The sequence below is a fragment of the Flavobacterium sp. genome (assembly GCF_044361065.1).
Classification (GTDB): Bacteria; Bacteroidota; Bacteroidia; order Flavobacteriales; family Flavobacteriaceae; genus Flavobacterium.
The window spans coordinates 1-18,638 of record NZ_JBIKJI010000025.1 but is presented as its reverse complement, the minus strand read 5'-3'; the positions used below and the strand labels follow the sequence as shown (position 1 = coordinate 18,638).

Sequence of the window (18,638 nt, the reverse complement as noted above, 5' to 3'; positions counted from 1 at the left end):
TATGAAAAACTTAAAAAAATTAGCATTCGTTGCCTTTGCAATTGTATCTACACAATTTTATGCACAAACAAAAACAGGCGCTGTAACGTATGAAATGACAATGCCTGACAATGAAGAAATGGCAGCAATGGGAACAAATACTATTAAAATCTCATTTGATGAAAAATCTTCAGCAACTCAACTGGATATGATGGGCGGAATGATATCTGTAAAAACCATTTCTATTGACAAAAACAACCCAAAAGAAACCAGAATGCTAATGGAAATGATGGGTAAAAAATATGAAGTAACAGGTGAAGCAGAAGGATTTGCTAACACAGATGTAGCTTCTCTAAAAGATGCTGAATCAGTTACTTATGATAAAAAAGCAACTAAAGAAATTTTAGGGTATAAATGTTATAAAGCTTTAGTTACAATGAATAGCGGAGTAGTGAATACCTTTTATATTACAGAAGCTATTGCGGTACAATCTTTACCTGCAGATAAATTAAAACTTACAGGATTTCCTTTAGAAGTTGAAGTAAATAGCGAAAAAGGAAAAGTGGTATTATTAGCTACTGCAGTAGACAAAGCGCCTTCTGCATCTTGCTTTACAGTGCCAGAAGGATACAAAAAAGTAACACAAGAAGAATTACAACAAGAATTAGGAGGTATGTAATTTACCTTTTAATACAAACTAAAATATCCCAAATTCAAATTGAGTTTGGGATATTTTTTTATGTTTTAAGTTTCTTTTTTCGAGCTGCTGGAAAAAGCACATTATTTAAAATTAATCTATATCCTGGTGAATTTGGATGTAAATCTAAAACTGTTGGTGCATCTCCTACTCTATGCTGATAATCTTCTGGATCGTGACCACCATAATAAGTAAACATTCCTTTGCCTTTAGTTCCGTGAATGTATCTTGCTTCACCATTAATTTTACATTCTCCCATTAACAAAACATTCGATTTAATTTTTTCCGAAACAAAAGCCGTTGTTTGCCCCATAAATCCTTTTACAATTTGTGTATGATTTTGGCATAACATCGTTGGAATTGGGTCCCATTTTGCAGAAAAATCCATTAAAGTAAAATAATCTACTTCCATAGAAAAACTTCCTTTACCGTGTTCTTCTGTGGTATCAATATCAGAAAACTCATATTTCATAGGTTGCTTTTCCAAAATAAAATCTTTAAACGCAAAAGTGTTATTGTAATCAATTTTGGCTTGATAATTAGGTTCGCTGGCATCACCATCAAACATAGGTTCGCAAATATCTGTATTTTGTGCAGAAAGCGCAATATCAAAACTATCCGTTGCAGAACACATAGCAAACATAAATCCGCCACCAATTACGTAATCTCTTATTTTAGTAGCGACTGCTAATTTTTCTTCAGATACTTTATTATATCCTAACTTTTTAGCTAATGCTTCTGCTTCTGCTTTTTGCTGAATGTACCAAGGCGCATTTCTATAATTTCCAAAAAACTTACCATATTGACCAGTAAAATCTTCGTGATGTAAATGCAGCCATTCATACAAAACAAGTTGATCAGAAAGTACTTCTGTATCGTAAATTTCTGTGTAAGGAATTTCGGCATACGTTAAAACCATAGTTACTGCATCGTCCCAAGGTTGCTTGCCTTTTGGAGTATACACTGCAATTTTAGGCGCTTTTTCTAAAACCACCGTTTCCATATTTTGAGATGGACTACTAATTTCTTCTAATATGGAAGCTGTTGCAGCATCTGTTAATACTTCAAATGACACGCCTCTAATCTGACATTCTTTTCTAATATCATCACCATCTGGCAATAAAAAAGATCCACCACGATAATTTAACAACCAATTTACTTTATAATTTTTAGCTAAAGCCCAATACGTAATTCCATACGCTTTTAAATGATTTTGTTGCCCATCGCTATCCATTGGTAACAATACCGAAGACGCATTTAATTTTGTAAAACAAATTAAAATCAGTGAAAAAACAAGGTGTTTTATATGGTTCATCAAAAGCTATTTTTGTAAATATACAAATTAATGATTAAAATGGCACGTCGCTATCTTCGTTAAAACCAGAATTCATACTACTTCCAAAGGCATCATTTGGTGATGGCAAATTTGGTGTTGCAAACGGATTTTGAGCGTCTAAATTCATTTTAGAAGGCATCGAATCGTTATATGTCATTCCAAATTCATCTAAATTATCAAACTTACCAAATTGTCCTAAGAATTTCAATCGGATATTATCTAAACTACCATTTCTATGTTTTGCAACAATAAATTCTGCCTGATTTGTGGTAGGAGCTGCTTCATCATCATCCCAATTATCAATTTTATAATATTCTGGACGATAAATAAACGATACAATATCTGCATCTTGTTCAATTGCTCCCGATTCACGTAAATCGGAAAGTAAGGGTCTTTTACTTGAACCACGTGTTTCCACAGCACGAGATAACTGAGAAAGTGCAATTACAGGAACGCTTAATTCTTTTGCCAAAGCTTTTAAACTTCTTGAAATCATAGAAATTTCTTGCTCTCTATTACCGCCACCTTTTCCTGAAGTTCCTGCAGACATTAATTGCAAATAGTCAATTACAATTAATTTAATACCGTGTTGAGAAACTAAACGACGGGCTTTTGCACGTAAATCGAAAATAGATAACGAAGGCGTATCATCAATATATAAAGGTGCTTTTTCTAAATCTTTAACTTTGACGTTTAGTTGCTCCCATTCGTGTGGTTCTAAATCACCTTTTCTAAGTTTTTCTGAAGTTAACCCGGTTTCACTTGAAATCAAACGTGTAATTAATTGTACAGAAGACATTTCCAGTGAAAATAATGCAACAGGTTCGTTTCCTGAAACGGCAATATTTCTTGCCATTGATAAAACGAATGCTGTTTTTCCCATACCAGGACGAGCCGCAATAATAATTAAATCTGAAGGTTGCCATCCAGAAGTTAAATCGTCTAATTTTCTAAATCCTGTTGGTATTCCGGATAATCCTTCTTTATTAGATATTTCTTCAATACGTTGTTTAGCCTGATTTACAAGACTTTGTGCTGTTTCGTATCCTTTTTTAAGATTTCCTTGTGTAATTTCGTATAAATTAGTTTCAGCAGTATCTAATAAATCAAATACGTCCATTCCTTCATCATAACAATCTTCAATTAATTTACTTGAAATTGAGATTAAACTTCTTTGAATGAATTTTTGAAGAATAATTCGAGCGTGAAAAACGATATGTGCCGACGAAGCAATTTTTTGCGTCAGTTGTATTAGATAAAAATCGCTACCTGCTAATTCTAAATTTCCGTTTCTTTTTAATTGTGCCGAAACCGTTAATAAATCAATTGGTTGCGGAGGCGTACTATGAAACAATTGATTAATGGCTTCATAAATATATTTGTGTGCTTCTTTATAAAACACATCTGGACTTAATAAATCAATAACTTCACCTGGAGCTTTTACGTCAATTAACATAGCTCCCAAAACTGCTTCTTCGATATCTACAGCTTGTGGTGGAAGTTTTCCTTTTTCTAAATTAATAGTAGTTGATTTATCTACCTTAACGGGGTTTATTGTAAATGCTTTTTCCATAAAGCGAAAGTAAAAAAAAATGTAGTAATATTGAATTTAACTTGTTAAAGAGAAACTGTTAATAACTATTTTTTATTGTTAATATGTCAAAAAAAATCCGTCTTATCAATGAAAAATGATAAGACGGATAAATTATGAAATCGTTCTTATTTATCTGAAAACTCTCCCATTTTACTGTATTTTTCCATTCTTTGTGCTACTAATTCTTTTGTTGATAAGTCTTTTAATTCGTTATACGATTTTGTAATCACTTTTTCAACTGTTTTAAACATCGTTTCTTTATCACGGTGCACCCCACCAAGTGGTTCTGGAATAATATCGTCAATTAATTTTTGCTTTTTCATATCAATAGCTGTAAGTTTTAAAGCTTCAGCTGCTTGCTCTTTAAATTCCCAACTTCTCCATAAAATAGAAGAACAAGATTCTGGAGAAATTACAGAATACCAAGTGTTTTCTAACATAAAAACTCTATCTCCAACTCCGATTCCTAATGCACCTCCTGAAGCGCCTTCACCAATAATAATAGAAATAATTGGCGTTTTTAATCGTACCATTTCAAAAATATTACGAGCAATAGCTTCACCTTGTCCGCGCTCTTCTGCTTCTAAACCTGGATATGCTCCTGGAGTATCAATTAAGGTTAATACAGGAATATTAAATTTCTCTGCCATTTTCATTAATCGTAATGCTTTACGGTATCCTTCAGGATTTGCCATACCAAAATTACGTAATTGACGCATTTTAGTATTAATACCTTTCTGTTGCCCGATAATCATATACGATTGTCCGTTTATTCTTCCTAAGCCACCCACCATAGCTTTGTCATCTTTAAAATTTCTGTCTCCAAATAATTCTAAAAAAGTACCATCTGTTAGGTTGGTTATGTATTCTAAAGTATACGGTCTGTTTGGATGACGCGACATTTGAACTCGCTGCCAAGCCGTAAGATTTTTATATAAATCTTTTTTTGCTTTTTCTAATTTATCTTCCAGTTGTTTGCAAGTTGCAGAAACATCAACATCTGATTCCTGACCTAAAACAACGCATTTTTCCAATTGATCTTCAAGCTCTTTTATTGGCAATTCAAAATCTAAATATTCCATAAAAGTTAATTTTTATTAATTTGTTTGTAAATACAAAGATACTATTTAATAATTATTTGAATAATTTTTAAAGCGATATCTAACTACTTTTTTTATAATTTCTAATTAATCCATTCAAAATCACTGTAATTAGAATAATTGCAGCGCCTATATAAAATGAAAAACTCATTTGTTCGTTTTTATCGAAAATTAAAACCGCTAAGGCAATTCCATATACGGGTTCTAAATTTATAGAAAGCATTACTGTGTAAGGAGAAATGTATTTCATAACGTTTACAGAGGCAATAAAAGCATAGGCAGTACAAACAGATGCTAAAATACCTAACCACATTAAATCAGAAAGTGTAATGTTGAAAAATTCTGTTGAAAATTGCTGTGTAAAAAGTAAGAAAACACTTAAAAACAAGACACCACCTAATAATTCGTAAAAAGATACGATTGTAGCATCTATTCTTTGTGCAAATTTTCCATTTACTATAGAAAAACTTGCCGACAAAAACGCTGAAGTTAAAGCTAATAGTACACCGTGCATAGTACCCGTCATATTACTATTGAAACTTTTTTGAATAAAATTTGGCTCGGAAGATTCTATTACAAAATACAAGCCAATTAAAACAACAAGTCCAAATACAATTTCGTACCAAACCATTTTTCTTTTATAAAAAATAGGTTCTAAAATAGAGGTAAAAAAAGCACCTGTTGACAAACAAGCCAAGGTAATCGAAATATTAGAAACTTTTATAGCTTTAAAAAATGTAATCCAATGCAAAGCAATTACAAGTCCCGAAATCAGTAATAAAATAATATCTTTTCTGGATAAGGTAAAACTTGTTTTTCGGTAATAAATGTATCCAAAAATCAAAACAACCGCTAATGACATTCGCCACCATACCAAAGGCAATGCATCTAAAGAAATTAACTTACCTAAAATGGCAGTAAAACCCCAAATAAAAACAATTAAATGAAGATGTAAATTATGTTTTAAACTAACGTCTGGCATTTCTTAATAAATAAAATGCTAAAATTCCGAAAATAAAATTAGGAAACCACACCGCTAAAAACGGAGGAATACTTGAACTTTCAGCTAAGGTTCCAAAGATTTTATCGAAAAACACAAATGAAAAAGCAACTAAAATTCCAATAGCTAAATTTATTCCCATTCCTCCTCTACGCTTCATTGCTGAAACAGAAACTGCAATTATGGTTAATATAAATGCAGATACTGGTGTACTGAATTTTTTATATAACACCACTAAATATACATCCAAATTAGAACTTCCTTTAGATCGTTCTTTATCAATAAAATGAACCAAATTAAATATATTCATAGTTTCAGCTACGTATATTACAGGTGTTAAATCATCCGGTTCAAATTCAAATTTTCGAATTAATTTTTCTTGCCTTTCGATGATGTCATTTTCTTTTCCGATTGTTCTTTTTACATAATTAAATAACGTATAATCTTTTGTTTTTTCATTATACTTTACTCGATTTGCGTATAATTTATATTCTAATTTATTGCCGTTAAATTTTTCGTAAATAAAATCAAATCCTGTTTTCGATATTCCGTTATAACTACTAACATACATAAATTCGTTTGGTTTTACTTGACGAAAAATATCTGATGTTTGTCTTTCTTGCCCATTTTTTTTAAGATATTCATACCTAAAACCCCAATACTTTTCACTGGCATCCGGCAAAATGAAAAAACCCATCAATAAAGTTACTAAAGATACTAATGTCGCACCTAAAATATAAGGTCGTAAAAAACGAGTAAATGAAATCCCAGAACTTAGTATAGCAATAATTTCGCTATTGTTGGCTAATTTTGAAGTAAACCAAATGATTGATAAAAACAGAAAAATTGGAAATAATAAATTGGCGAAATAAATAGTAAATCCGTAATAGTAAACTAAAACATCTTTAAAAGCCACTTTGTTTTCAATCATACGATTGATTTTTTCAGATACATCGATAATTATTCCAATAGGAATAAACATAAACAACATAGCTGTAAATGTAATTAAGTATCTTTTAAATATGTACCAATCTATTTTTTTCATAATTTTTTTGGCTTGTTTTGTTTGTGACTTTTTAGAATTACTCCTAAACTTATAAATAGCAACCTTTTAAACAAAACCTTACAATCTCGTTGTTACTTTTTTAACCATAATTTCTTTCCATTCTCTGAAAGTTCCTGCCAAAATTTGTCTTCTTGCTTCGCGAACTAACCACATATAAAATCCAAGATTATGAATGGTTGCAATTTGTTTTCCTAAAAATTCGTTTGCAATAAATAAATGTCGCAAATACGCTTTCGAATAATCCGTATCTACATATGTATGCGCCATCGCATCAATTGAAGAAAAATCTTCTTCCCACTTTTTATTTTTGATATTGATAAATCCTTCAGAGGTAAATAACATACCATTTCGTGCATTTCGAGTTGGCATCACACAATCGAACATATCAATACCTAATGCGATATTTTCTAAAATATTGGCTGGTGTGCCTACTCCCATCAAATAACGAGGTTTGTCTTTTGGCAAAATTGCGGTTACCACTTCTGTCATCGCATACATTTCTTCCGCTGGCTCACCTACTGAAAGTCCTCCAATCGCATTACCAACTTGATTTCTACTTGCAATAAATTCCGCAGATTGCTGACGTAAGTCTTTATAAGTACTTCCTTGAACTATTGGAAAAAATGCTTGAGAATAATCGTATTTAAAAGGCAATGTATCTAAATGGTTGATGCATCTATCTAACCAACGATGTGTCATATGCATAGAACGTTGTGCATATTTGTAATCACAAGGGTACGGCGTACATTCATCAAAAGCCATAATAATATCAGCACCAATTGTTCGCTGGGTTTCCATAACATTTTCTGGTGAAAAAAAGTGATATGAACCATCTAAATGCGATTTAAACTTCACCCCTTCTTCTTTAATTTTTCGTCGACCTGATAATGAATATACTTGGTAACCTCCAGAATCGGTTAAGATATTTCTATCCCAATTCATAAATTTATGCAAACCTCCTGCTTTTTCTAATACGTCTAATTTTGGTCTTAAATATAAATGATAGGTATTTCCTAAAATTATATCTGGATTAATGTCGTTTTTCAATTCGCGCTGGTGTACTCCTTTTACTGAAGCAACCGTACCAACAGGCATAAAAATAGGTGTTTCAATAACACCGTGGTCAGTAGTTATAAGTCCAGCTCTTGCTTGGCTTTGAGCATCGGTTTTTAATAAATCAAACTTCATATATTCATTTTAAAGGGCAAATATAATTTAAAAGTTAGAAGTTAGAAGTTAGAAACCGTAAGTTTTTAAAACTTTACAATAAAATTAACGCTTACAGATATTTAATTGAATAATTATTTGCAAAAATAAAAAATAGTATTACTTTTGCATCCACTTTAATCAACCTCTGGCGAAAGACGTGTATGTTGCTTAGATTTAATGATTTATATAAAAAATTATGTCAAATTTACTTGATTTCGTTCAAAACGAATTAGTATCGAAAAAAGACTTTCCTAACTTTAGCGCTGGAGACACTATTACTGTGTACTACGAAATTAAAGAGGGTGAAAAAACAAGAACTCAGTTTTTCAAAGGAGTTGTAATTCAAAAAAGAGGATCTTCTTCTACTGAAACATTTACAATCCGTAAAATGTCTGGAGCAATTGGTGTAGAGCGTATCTTCCCAATTAATATGCCAGCTTTACAAAAAATTGAAATGAACCAAAAAGGTAAAGTACGTAGAGCAAGAATTTACTACTTTAGAGAACTTACTGGTAAAAAAGCAAAAATCAAAGAAAGAAGAGGTTAATCTTCATATTTGTACTCATAAAAAAATCCCGATTGTATCGGGATTTTTTTTTATCCTTATTTTTTGAGCTATAAATTATTAAATCTGTAATTTTTAAGGTTTAAATTATCAATTTCGAAATTGTGCTATTTTTTATGACTTACGAATTAAAATACTTCTAAATTTCTTATCTTTGCTAACCTTAATTTAGAAATAAACAAACTATATAAAATATGTCGAAAATTTTTTATACCATAACGGATGAAGCGCCTATGTTGGCTACACACTCGTTTTTACCCATAATTAAAGCGTTTACCAAAACGGCAAATATTGATGTAGAAACAAGAGATATATCATTAGCAGGAAGAATTTTATCTAACTTTCCTGAATATTTGAAAGACGACCAAAAAGTAGCTGACAATTTAGCCGAATTAGGACAATTAGCTACAACGCCAGAAGCAAATATTATAAAATTACCAAACGTTTCTGCTTCCATTCCTCAATTAAAAGAAGCCATAACAGAATTGCAATCACACGGTTATGCCATTCCTAATTTTGTAGAAGAACCCCAAAACGATACAGAAAAAGAAATAAAAGTAAAATATTCAAAAGTACTTGGTTCTGCAGTAAATCCTGTTTTACGTGAAGGAAATTCAGATAGACGTGCACCAAAAGCCGTTAAGAATTACGCCAAACATAACCCACATTCAATGGGGACTTGGAATGCCGATTCTAAAACAGAAGTCGCACATATGATTGAAGGCGATTTTTACGGAACTGAAACTTCTACAACCATTGAAAATGATTCGAAATTCAGAATTGTATTTGAAGGAAATGATGGCACTTCAACTGTATTAAAAGATTTTTCAAATTTAAAAGCTGGAGAAATCATTGATAGTTCAATAATGAATTTAAAAGCTTTAAAAGAATATTCAAAGAAAACAATTGCATACGCAAAAGAAAAAAACGTAATGCTTTCTGCTCATTTGAAAGCTACAATGATGAAAATTTCGGATCCAATTATTTTCGGCGCTATTGTTGAAACCTATTTTGAAGCCGTTTATACTAAATATTCAGACCTATTTAAATCTTTAGACATTCATCCGAATAATGGTTTGCAAGATTTGTACAATAAAATTGTTGGAATTTCTGAAGAAGAAGCTATTAAACAAGACCTAGCTGCTGCTTTAACAAACGGACCAAAAGTAGCTATGGTGAATTCTGATAAAGGAATTACTAATTTTCACGTTTCTTCTGATATTATTGTAGATGCTTCTATGGCAGCTTTAGCAAGAAGTGGTGGGAAAATGTGGAATACAGATGGGAAAGAAGAAGATACTATTACAATGATTCCAGATCGTTCGTATGCTGGTTTTTATACCGCAGTTATTGACGATATGAAAAAATATGGTGCTTTAGACCCAAGAACAATGGGTTCTGTGCCAAATGTTGGATTAATGGCTCAAAAAGCAGAAGAATATGGTTCGCACGACAAAACTTTTCAATTGTCTGCAGCTGGAACAGTTAAAGTTGAAAATGAAAACGGCACGACTTTACTTTCTCAAAAAGTAGAAGCTGGCGATATTTTCAGAATGTGTCAAACTAAAGATGCTCCTATTCAAGATTGGGTAAAATTAGCCGTAAACAGAGCTCGTTTATCTGATACTCCAGCACTTTTTTGGTTAGATAAAGATAGAGCTCACGATAGAGAAATTATCAAAAAAGTAGAAAAATATTTAAAAAATTACGATACTTCAGGTATAGATATTCGTATTTTAGATGTTAAAGACGCTATGTCGGAAACATTAAAAAGAATTAGAGAAGGAAAAGACACCATTTCAGTTTCTGGAAATGTGTTACGTGATTATTTAACCGATTTATTTCCAATTTTAGAATTAGGAACTTCAGCCAAAATGCTTTCTATTGTTCCATTAATGAATGGTGGTGGTTTATTTGAAACTGGAGCAGGTGGTTCTGCACCAAAACACGTAGAGCAATTTATTGATGAAGGCTACTTACGTTGGGATTCATTAGGAGAAATTTTAGCTTTAGGGGTTTCTTTAGAACATTTAGGACAAAGTTTAAATAATGAAAAAGCAATTGTTTTATCAGAAACTTTAGATGAAGCTACTGAAAAATTCTTAGCAAATGATAAATCTCCGGCTCGTAAAATTGGTCAATTAGACAATAGAGGTTCGCACTTTTACATTGCATTATATTGGGCGCAAGCATTGGCTTCGCAAAATAAAAACGCTGAATTAAAAACCTACTTCACTCCTATTGCAGCAGAATTAACTGCTAACGAAGCAAAAATTGATGCTGAATTAATTGAGGCTCAAGGTAAAAAACAAGAAATTGGCGGATATTACCAACCAAATGAAAGTTTATTGACTGCTGCGATGCGACCAAGCACAACATTAAATGCTATAATAAATAAAATGTAAATTTGTTTACAAAGTAATTAAAGGCGATGTAGTTTTATATCGCCTTTTTTTAATTAACGTCAACTTAACAGATATTTTGTACTATTTTTGCGAAATTTGTATCCAACATCGAAACAATTAAAAATGAAAAAAAATAACTTTTTAACACTACTTTTTATATTACTCTTTACAGTTGCCTTTTCACAAGAAAAAGTAACGTTAAGCGGTATAGTAAAAGATCAAAAATCTAATGAAACGTTAATTGGCGTAACAATTTCTTTTCAAAATAGCACTATCTCACGCACTTCATTAACCAATGAATATGGGTTTTATTCTATTACTTTACCTAAAGGAGAATATAGAATCGAAATAAATTCTTTAAGTTTCGATGGTTTTTCAGAAGTAATTACATTGGAATCAAACACTAAAAAAGATTTGTTTTTAAATGAAAAATCAAATGAGATTGAACAAGTTGTAGTGGCCGGAAACTCAAAAAAACTACAAATTGACAAACCAGAAATGAGCGTCAACAAACTAACTATTTCTCAAATAAAATCAATGCCAGCCATTTTAGGTGAAGTAGATGTGATTAAGTCAATTTTAACTTTGCCTGGCGTTACAAATGCTGGTGAAGGGCAATCTGGATTTAACGTTCGTGGTGGTGCTGCAGATCAAAATTTAATATTATTAGACGAAGCGACAATTTATAATTCTTCTCATTTATTCGGATTTTTCTCTGTTTTTAATGCCGATGCTATTAAAGATTTAAAGCTATATAAAGGTGGAATTCCTGCAAGATTTGGCGGAAGAGTGGCTTCTGTATTAGATATTTATCAGAAAGAAGGAAATAGTAAAAAATTCGGTATGAATGGTGGAATTGGTTTAATTTCAAGTAGAATATTAGCCGAAGGACCAATTGTAAAAGACAAAGGCTCTTTCTTAGTAGCAGGAAGAAGTAGTTATGCCCATCTATTTTTAAAACTTGCTGACAATAACAACACCGCTTATTTTTATGACTTAAACACAAAAATAAATTACAAATTAAACGAGAATAACAACTTATTTTTATCTGGTTATTTTGGAAGAGACGTTTTTAGTTTAAACAATCAATTTATAAACACTTATGGAAATTCGGTATTAAATGTAAGATGGAATCACTTATTTAATGATAAATTATTTTCAAATGCTTCGTTTATTTATAGTGATTATTACTATGGTTTGACTTTAGATTTTATAGGATTTAATTGGGAAAGCGGCATTAAAAATTATAATTTCAAATACGATTTTAAACATTATGTTTCGGATAGTTATAAATTATTTTATGGCGCAAATGCTATTTATTATGATTTCAATCCAGGAAGAATTGAGCCAATAGATGCAAATTCGAGTATTAATGAAAAACAACTTGCCAAAAAACACGCCTTCGAACCTGCTTTTTATATTGATGCAGAACAAAAATTAACGGATAAACTTTCTGTAAATTACGGATTAAGATATAGTATGTTTTATAGGTTAGGCGAACAAACTATGAATGTTTATGCAAATAACCAACCCGTAACGTATGATGCAGATTTGGGCATTTACGAAAAAGCAACTCCTGTTGACAAAAAGTATTATGGAAAAAATGAAACTATTGCCAATTTTGGAAATTTAGAACCACGAATTGCTTTGGCGTATACTATTAACGATAATCAATCTGTGAAAGCGAGTTATAATAGAATGAGTCAATATTTACATTTAATTTCGAATACACAATCGCCAACACCTTTAGACATTTGGACACCTAGTGATAATTTCTTGAAACCTCAAATTTTAGATCAGTTTGCAGTGGGTTATTTTAAAAATTTAAAAAATGGCGATTATACATTAGAAGTAGAATCGTTTTATAAAATGGTGAAAAATAGATTAGATTATATAGATGGTGCTGACTTAATTGCCAATGAAGCAATTGAACAAGTGGTATTGGCAGGAAAAACTCGAGCTTATGGATTAGAAATTATGGCTAAGAAAAACGTAGGAAAACTTTCTGGTTGGATTTCATACACGCTTTCACGTTCGGAACAACAAACTGCTGGAAGAACACCTATTGAATCAGGAATAAATAATGGCAATTGGTACAAAACAGGTTGGGACAAAACACATAATATTTATGTAACAGGAAGTTATAAATTAAATCAAAAATGGAGTTTTGGAAGTATTTTCACCTATCAAACGGGGCAACCGGTAACTTTTCCAACGGCGCAATATCAATATCAAGGCATAAATGTTCCTGTATATAGTGATAGAAATCAAGATAATTTACCCGCTTATCATCGTATAGATGTTTCTGCTACTTTAAATCCAACAAAAAACAAAGGAAGAAAATGGCAAGGCGAATGGGTTTTCTCGGTATATAATTTATATGGCAGACAAAATGCAGCATCTATAAATTTCAGACAAAATCAAGATAGTGGTTTAAATGAAGCGGTAAGGCTTTCTATTTTTGGAATCGTACCGAGTGTAACTTATAATTTTAAATTTTAAAACAATGAAAAATAATATAAAATATTTCATTTTAGCAATTGGTTTATTTCTATTTAGTTGCGAAGAAGTAGTTGATGTAGATTTAAATAATAGCGAACCAAAATTGGTTATTGATGCTTCTATTAAATGGGAAAAAGGTACGCCTGGTAATGAACAATCTATAAAAATAACAACGACTGCTGATTATTTCAACAACATTGTACCTGTTGTAAATGGAGCAATTGTAAAAATAACAGATTCCAATAACACCGTTTTTAATTTCTTAGAAGATGGAGCAAGTGGTATTTATAAATGTACCAATTTTAATCCTATTTTAAATGGGGTTTACACGCTGTCAGTAATTCATAGCGGACAAACATATGTTGCCACAGATAAACTATATCCAGTTCCTGCAATCAGTTCAATCCAACAAAGTTTAAACGGTATAACCGGAAATGATATAGAACTAAAATTTAATTTTCAAGATAACGGTGCAGAATCTAATTTTTATTTAGAAGAATATAAAGTACCTTACAGACCCTTCCCACTTTTAGGTGTGTTTAACGATGAATTTACTAATGGCAATCAAATGTTTTCATTACTAATTGATAAAGACTTAAAGCCAACACAAAATGTAAAATTTTCGTTACACGGAATTTCAGAACGTTACCATAATTTTATGAATATTCTAATAAGTATTTCTGGCGGATTGAGCAACGGTCCGTTTAGCACACCCCCAGCAACAGTAAAAGGCAACATAATCAATCAAACCAAAAACACAAACTATCCGTTAGGTTATTTTAGATTATCTGAAGTAGAGGTGAAAAATTATGTAGTGCAATAACAAATTCACTATTTATTTTAAACACAGATTTAAGAAATTATAAAAATTTATATAATTACTTAAATCTGTGTTTCTTTTTAAATTTCAATTTACAAAAATCAATAAAAAACAATAACTTTGACTTCTGTAAGCATCAACATACAAAAACTAAAAACGACAAACCATAAACATTAATTATGTCTTCACATCATATTGTTCGCGACGACCAAGAGCCTGCATTAATTATTGCAAATGGTTTGGCTTGTAATACCGAACTTTTAGGACAACTTTTAGAATGGTCACCATTAGTAATTGTTTTAGATGCAGCGATAGAACGTGTGCTGGAATTAGGTATAAAAGTTGATGTTTTATTAGGTGATTTCGATAGAAATTTTGATACTGAATATTATAAAAATAACCATTATCCAATTGAAATTATCCATACCCCAGATCAAAATAAAACTGATTTAGAAAAAGCTTTCGATTTTTTAATTCAAAAAGGACATAAAGCGGCAAATGTAGTTTGGGCAACTGGCAAACGAGCGGATCATACTTTAAATAATTTTTCCACACTTGCTTCGTACAGAAATCAATTAAAAATTGTTTTATTTGATGACCATTCAAAAGTGTTTTTGTTACCAAATTCCTTTAAAAAATGGTATCCAAAAAACAGTATCATTTCGCTAATTCCATTAGGAAAAGTAGAAAATATTTGTACCGAAAATCTATTTTACAAATTACAAAATGAAACTTTAGAATTGGGATTTCGAACAGGAAGCAGTAATCACGTTTGCGAAGATGGAATAATTACAATTACTCACGAAAAAGGTAATTTATTATTAATTGAAAGTTTTGATTAAAATGAAAAATTTTCAATTAAACGAGTTTTTGCATATAAAAGGTATTGGTTCTGCATCTGGATTAATATATTATCAAAATGTACTTTTTATTATTTCAGACAACAGTACTTTTTTATATCAATATGTAATAGACAAAAAATTAGTTCTTAAATTTCCTTTAGTAGATACTCCGCAAGAAAATATTGCAAAAAAAGACAAATTAGATTTAGAAGCTTTGACTCATTTTGGAAATCAAATTTTTATTTTTGGTTCTGGTTCAACGGCACAACGAAATACAATGTTTTCTTTAAATTTAGAAAATGATGCTTTACAAAAAAATGATTTGTCTGTATTGTATGAATTTTTAATAAAATTAGCTTCATTAAACGATGACGAACTTAATATAGAAGGCGCTATTTGTACAAATAAAACTATGTTGCTTTTTCAAAGAGGAAATGGAAAAAACAGCAAAAATGGAATTTTTATTATTCCTGATAATGCTTCACTCTCAAAACATTTTGTATCGATAACTTTACCCAAAATTGAAAACATTGAAGTTTCCTTTACAGATGCCGTTTTAGTTGATGAATTTATTTATTTTTTAGCAACTGCAGAAGATACTATTTCGACTTATGAAGACGGAGAAGTACTTGGGTCAATTATTGGAAAAATGAAAAGTGATACATTTGAAATTATTGATACACAAATAATATCAAATACGCAAAAATTTGAAGGCATTACATTATATGAAAACAACGATAAAGAAATTCATTTTTTACTCTGCGAAGATAACGATACAGAAATTTTAGAATCAAAAATTTATAAATTAACCCTAAAAAAATAATTATGAATCCAATTTTTAACCAAAACATTTTTTTAGTAAAAGAAAAAATAGGGATGTTCAAAGCATCAAATAATTATGATATTTTTAATCCAGAAAACAATGAATTAGTTTTAACTTGTAGAGAACCAAATTTAGGCTTTTTTACAAAACTATTTCGTTTTACAGATTACAAAAGAATGACACCTTTTGATATTGAAATCAGAACTGCATCTGGTGAATTAACCATTCAAATTAAAAGAGGCGTGACAATTTTTCGTTCCGATATTGATGTTTTTGATGGCGGTGGAAGAAAAATTGGGGTGTTTAAACAGAAATTCTTTTCATTTGGTGGCCGATTTGAAGTACACGACCATCAAGACAAACATTTATGTACACTACAAGGTAAATGGACAGGTTGGGACTTTAAATTTAATAAAGACAATAAAGAATTGGCTAATGTTTCTAAAAAATGGGCTGGTTTAGGTAAAGAATTTTTCACAAGCGCCGATAACTATGTAATAAATATTACAGATGTAGCAGAAGAAAGCGCACTTCGTCCTTTACTTATTGCAGCAGTAATGTGTATTGATATGGTTTTTAAAGAATAAAACATAAAAAAAATCCCCAATTTTAATTGGGGATTTTTTTTATTATTTAACAGAGGCTGCTTTGTCTTTCATTCCTAAAGTTTCATAACTCAATTTTAAAATTGTTTTCATATCTTGATTTGCTACATCAAGTTGATGTGCTCTTTCAAAATAAGGTAATGCCTTTAAATACATTGCTTTTCTTTTTGCATTTAGTTCATTATACATTTTTGTATTTTTTAAATTGGCATTAATTTCATCTACAATTTTAGCATCATCAGCTAACATTAAGAATCCTACATTATATTGTAATTGAGCATTGTTTGGATCTTTTTCTAAAATGCCTTCAATTAATTTTTGATACGTTGCAATATCATTATTTCTGTAATAAATTGTAGCATTATCTATTTGAAGTTGAACCTCATCTGGGTTCAATTTTATAGCTTCCAAAAAATCTATTTTCGCTTGTTCATCATTTTTATTGAAAAATGATAATGAAGCAATATTTTTAGCCAAATTAGCTTCAGTTATAGCAAACTTACCTTTTCCTGTACCTTTTAAGCCAACTGCTTTAATTTGTCGGTAATATTTTTCTGCATCTACATATTCTTCAGCTTGCATTGCAGTAATTGATGCATTTTCTAAATTAGCAACATCTGTAGGGTCTAACTGATAAGTATTATAAAAAACTCTAGATGCTTCTTTATATTTTTTAGAAGAGTTATAGGCAAATGCCATTTGTAAAAAAACAGGTTTGAAAGAATCAATTGTATTTTTAATTTCATCTGTAAATACCTTTTTCTCTTGATTTGCTTCAAAATCAAGTGTTTTACGCATAGCTTCTACCATACTTGTAAATGCTTCAGGAGTAAATATTTTCTGAATCATCATTGGGTTAGGTTGAGCTCCCATAGTTGACATTTCAGCTAATGGTTGCATAGCTTTATAGAAATTCGCAGCAACTTTATCATTTTCGGAACTTGCAACGGCTTCTAACTTTAAAACGGTTTCTTTGTATTTAGAAAAATCATCAGCAGACAATTGGTCTTTATCATACAACTTTTTTAATGTTTTTAATTCATCTTTTTGAGCGTAAGTTGATGCAAAAGCCAACAGTAAAGCCCCTAATACAATTTTTTTCATTTCGTTACTATTTTAGTTTAAAAAAAGCCCAACGAATTGGGCTTAAAAATTATTCCAATTCTTCGTTGTTGTCAGGTTCAACATCTGAATCATTATTTTCTGGAGTTTCTTCTTCAGAAGTTTCAGCTTCCAATACTTCTATTGGATTTCCATCTTCATCTAATTCCACTACTTCTTCATCTTCACGCAACACTTTAGTTACAGCTGCGATGGAATCGGTTCCTTTAATATTGATTAATCGTACACCTTGAGTCGCTCGACCCATCACACGAAGGTCAGATACCATCATACGAATCGTTAAACCTGATTTGTTGATAATCATTAAATCATCATCATCTGTTACGTTATTAATTGCAATTAACGAACCTGTTTTTTCTGTAATGTTTAATGTTTTCACACCTTTACCACCACGATTTGTAATTCGGTACACATCTTCTCCGTCGTCATCAACTAATTTAGTACGTTTTCCGTATCCATTTTCAGTTACAACCAAAATTTGTGTTTCATTAATATCGTCTTTATTAACAGTTACAATTCCAATTACTTCGTCAGCTTCATCTTTTAAAGTAATTCCTCTAACTCCAGAAGCCGTTCTACCCATTGGACGTGTTTTAGCTTCTTCAAAACGAACCATTTTACCAGATTTCCCTGCAATTAACACTTGACTTTCACCATTGGTTAATTTTGCTCCTAATAATTCATCACCTTCTTTAATAGTAATTGCAGCAACTCCGTTTACACGTGGTTTAGAATACTTCTCTAAAGAGGTTTTCTTCACCTGACCTTGCTTGGTTACCATAATTAAGTTATGACTCTTAATATAATCTTGGTCTTTTAAGTCTTGTGTGCAAATATAAGCGGCAACTTTATCGTCTGGTTCAATATTAATGATGTTTTGAATTGCTCTTCCTTTACTTGCTTTTGTTCCTTCAGGAATTTCATACACACGCATCCAGAAACATTTTCCTTTTTGAGTAAAGAATAATAAATA

At 30.9% G+C, this 18,638-nt stretch carries 16 protein-coding genes; 8 read left to right on the top strand and 8 right to left on the bottom strand.

Annotation, left to right across the window (positions count from 1 at the left end; translation table 11 throughout):
- On the top strand, positions 1 to 658 hold a 658-nt coding region (locus tag ACIQ11_RS02990), incomplete at its 5' end, for a hypothetical protein (protein WP_396152668.1).
- A 58-nt stretch (positions 659 to 716) separates the two neighbouring features.
- Here ACIQ11_RS02990 and ACIQ11_RS02985 read toward each other — a convergent pair.
- From ACIQ11_RS02985 to tgt, 6 genes are all read right to left on the bottom strand, one after another.
- Positions 717 to 1,991 (bottom strand): asparagine synthetase B, encoded by a 1,275-nt coding sequence (locus tag ACIQ11_RS02985; protein ID WP_396152666.1) that lies wholly within the window; start codon positions 1,989 to 1,991, stop codon positions 717 to 719.
- Positions 1,992 to 2,025: 34 nt separating this feature from the next.
- Positions 2,026 to 3,585, bottom strand: coding sequence for a replicative DNA helicase (gene dnaB / locus ACIQ11_RS02980; protein ID WP_396152664.1), 1,560 nt, complete (start codon positions 3,583 to 3,585; stop codon positions 2,026 to 2,028).
- Between the two features lie 146 nt (positions 3,586 to 3,731).
- Positions 3,732 to 4,688 carry an acetyl-CoA carboxylase carboxyltransferase subunit alpha gene (locus ACIQ11_RS02975; protein WP_353078192.1) on the bottom strand — a complete coding sequence of 319 codons (957 nt, stop codon included), beginning with the start codon at positions 4,686 to 4,688 and terminating at the stop codon, positions 3,732 to 3,734.
- 79 nt (positions 4,689 to 4,767) lie between these two features.
- Positions 4,768 to 5,688, bottom strand: coding sequence for a DMT family transporter (locus ACIQ11_RS02970; RefSeq protein ID WP_396152662.1), 921 nt, complete (start codon positions 5,686 to 5,688; stop codon positions 4,768 to 4,770).
- Entirely contained in the window at positions 5,675 to 6,751 is a 1,077-nt protein-coding gene (locus ACIQ11_RS02965; RefSeq protein WP_396152660.1) for an LptF/LptG family permease, read from the bottom strand. The genes ACIQ11_RS02970 and ACIQ11_RS02965 overlap by 14 nt, the downstream gene beginning before the upstream one ends.
- A 78-nt stretch (positions 6,752 to 6,829) precedes the next feature.
- Positions 6,830 to 7,960 carry a tRNA guanosine(34) transglycosylase Tgt gene (tgt, locus tag ACIQ11_RS02960; RefSeq protein WP_353078198.1) on the bottom strand — a complete coding sequence of 377 codons (1,131 nt, stop codon included), beginning with the start codon at positions 7,958 to 7,960 and terminating at the stop codon, positions 6,830 to 6,832.
- Between the two features lie 217 nt (positions 7,961 to 8,177).
- On the opposite strand from tgt, the gene rplS reads away from it, so the two are divergent.
- The 7 genes from rplS to ACIQ11_RS02925 all read left to right on the top strand — a co-directional run bounded on the left by rplS (position 8,178) and on the right by ACIQ11_RS02925 (position 16,525).
- Complete coding sequence (rplS, locus tag ACIQ11_RS02955) at positions 8,178 to 8,528, top strand: 50S ribosomal protein L19 (protein WP_353078200.1); 351 nt, start codon at positions 8,178 to 8,180, stop codon at positions 8,526 to 8,528.
- A 212-nt stretch (positions 8,529 to 8,740) separates the two neighbouring features.
- Positions 8,741 to 10,951, top strand: a complete 2,211-nt coding sequence (locus ACIQ11_RS02950) for an NADP-dependent isocitrate dehydrogenase (protein ID WP_396152658.1) — start codon at positions 8,741 to 8,743, stop codon at positions 10,949 to 10,951.
- 123 nt (positions 10,952 to 11,074) lie between these two features.
- A complete protein-coding gene (locus tag ACIQ11_RS02945) occupies positions 11,075 to 13,453 on the top strand; it encodes a carboxypeptidase-like regulatory domain-containing protein (protein WP_396152656.1) in 2,379 nt (792 codons plus the stop codon).
- A gap of 4 nt (positions 13,454 to 13,457) precedes the next feature.
- Complete coding sequence (locus tag ACIQ11_RS02940; RefSeq protein WP_396152654.1) at positions 13,458 to 14,276, top strand: DUF4249 domain-containing protein; 819 nt, start codon at positions 13,458 to 13,460, stop codon at positions 14,274 to 14,276.
- Between the two features lie 176 nt (positions 14,277 to 14,452).
- Positions 14,453 to 15,115, top strand: coding sequence for a thiamine diphosphokinase (locus ACIQ11_RS02935; protein WP_396152652.1), 663 nt, complete (start codon positions 14,453 to 14,455; stop codon positions 15,113 to 15,115).
- Between the two features lies 1 nt (position 15,116).
- Positions 15,117 to 15,938 (top strand): DUF6929 family protein, encoded by an 822-nt coding sequence (locus ACIQ11_RS02930; RefSeq protein WP_396152650.1) that lies wholly within the window; start codon positions 15,117 to 15,119, stop codon positions 15,936 to 15,938.
- A gap of 2 nt (positions 15,939 to 15,940) precedes the next feature.
- Positions 15,941 to 16,525 carry an LURP-one-related/scramblase family protein gene (locus ACIQ11_RS02925; protein WP_396152648.1) on the top strand — a complete coding sequence of 195 codons (585 nt, stop codon included), beginning with the start codon at positions 15,941 to 15,943 and terminating at the stop codon, positions 16,523 to 16,525.
- A 42-nt stretch (positions 16,526 to 16,567) separates the two neighbouring features.
- On the opposite strand, the gene ACIQ11_RS02920 is transcribed toward ACIQ11_RS02925, so the two are convergent.
- Positions 16,568 to 17,647 (bottom strand): hypothetical protein, encoded by a 1,080-nt coding sequence (locus ACIQ11_RS02920; RefSeq protein ID WP_396152646.1) that lies wholly within the window; start codon positions 17,645 to 17,647, stop codon positions 16,568 to 16,570.
- Between the two features lie 49 nt (positions 17,648 to 17,696).
- The coding region (locus ACIQ11_RS02915; RefSeq protein ID WP_396152643.1) for a DNA gyrase C-terminal beta-propeller domain-containing protein at positions 17,697 to 18,638 on the bottom strand (942 nt) is incomplete at its 5' end.

What these genes read in the sequence shown, in the direction of transcription:
- ACIQ11_RS02920 (WP_396152646.1), bottom strand. Translation starts at nt 17,647, where the DNA reads ATGAAAAAAATTGTATTAGGGGCTTTACTGTTGGCTTTTGCATCAACT.
- ACIQ11_RS02935 (WP_396152652.1), top strand. Translation starts at nt 14,453, where the DNA reads ATGTCTTCACATCATATTGTTCGCGACGACCAAGAGCCTGCATTAATT.
- ACIQ11_RS02985 (WP_396152666.1), bottom strand. Translation starts at nt 1,991, where the DNA reads ATGAACCATATAAAACACCTTGTTTTTTCACTGATTTTAATTTGTTTT.
- ACIQ11_RS02930 (WP_396152650.1), top strand. Translation starts at nt 15,117, where the DNA reads ATGAAAAATTTTCAATTAAACGAGTTTTTGCATATAAAAGGTATTGGT.
- ACIQ11_RS02945 (WP_396152656.1), top strand. Translation starts at nt 11,075, where the DNA reads ATGAAAAAAAATAACTTTTTAACACTACTTTTTATATTACTCTTTACA.
- ACIQ11_RS02950 (WP_396152658.1), top strand. Translation starts at nt 8,741, where the DNA reads ATGTCGAAAATTTTTTATACCATAACGGATGAAGCGCCTATGTTGGCT.
- ACIQ11_RS02925 (WP_396152648.1), top strand. Translation starts at nt 15,941, where the DNA reads ATGAATCCAATTTTTAACCAAAACATTTTTTTAGTAAAAGAAAAAATA.
- ACIQ11_RS02940 (WP_396152654.1), top strand. Translation starts at nt 13,458, where the DNA reads ATGAAAAATAATATAAAATATTTCATTTTAGCAATTGGTTTATTTCTA.
- ACIQ11_RS02975 (WP_353078192.1), bottom strand. Translation starts at nt 4,688, where the DNA reads ATGGAATATTTAGATTTTGAATTGCCAATAAAAGAGCTTGAAGATCAA.
- tgt (WP_353078198.1), bottom strand. Translation starts at nt 7,960, where the DNA reads ATGAAGTTTGATTTATTAAAAACCGATGCTCAAAGCCAAGCAAGAGCT.
- rplS (WP_353078200.1), top strand. Translation starts at nt 8,178, where the DNA reads ATGTCAAATTTACTTGATTTCGTTCAAAACGAATTAGTATCGAAAAAA.
- ACIQ11_RS02970 (WP_396152662.1), bottom strand. Translation starts at nt 5,688, where the DNA reads ATGCCAGACGTTAGTTTAAAACATAATTTACATCTTCATTTAATTGTT.
- ACIQ11_RS02965 (WP_396152660.1), bottom strand. Translation starts at nt 6,751, where the DNA reads ATGAAAAAAATAGATTGGTACATATTTAAAAGATACTTAATTACATTT.
- dnaB (WP_396152664.1), bottom strand. Translation starts at nt 3,585, where the DNA reads ATGGAAAAAGCATTTACAATAAACCCCGTTAAGGTAGATAAATCAACT.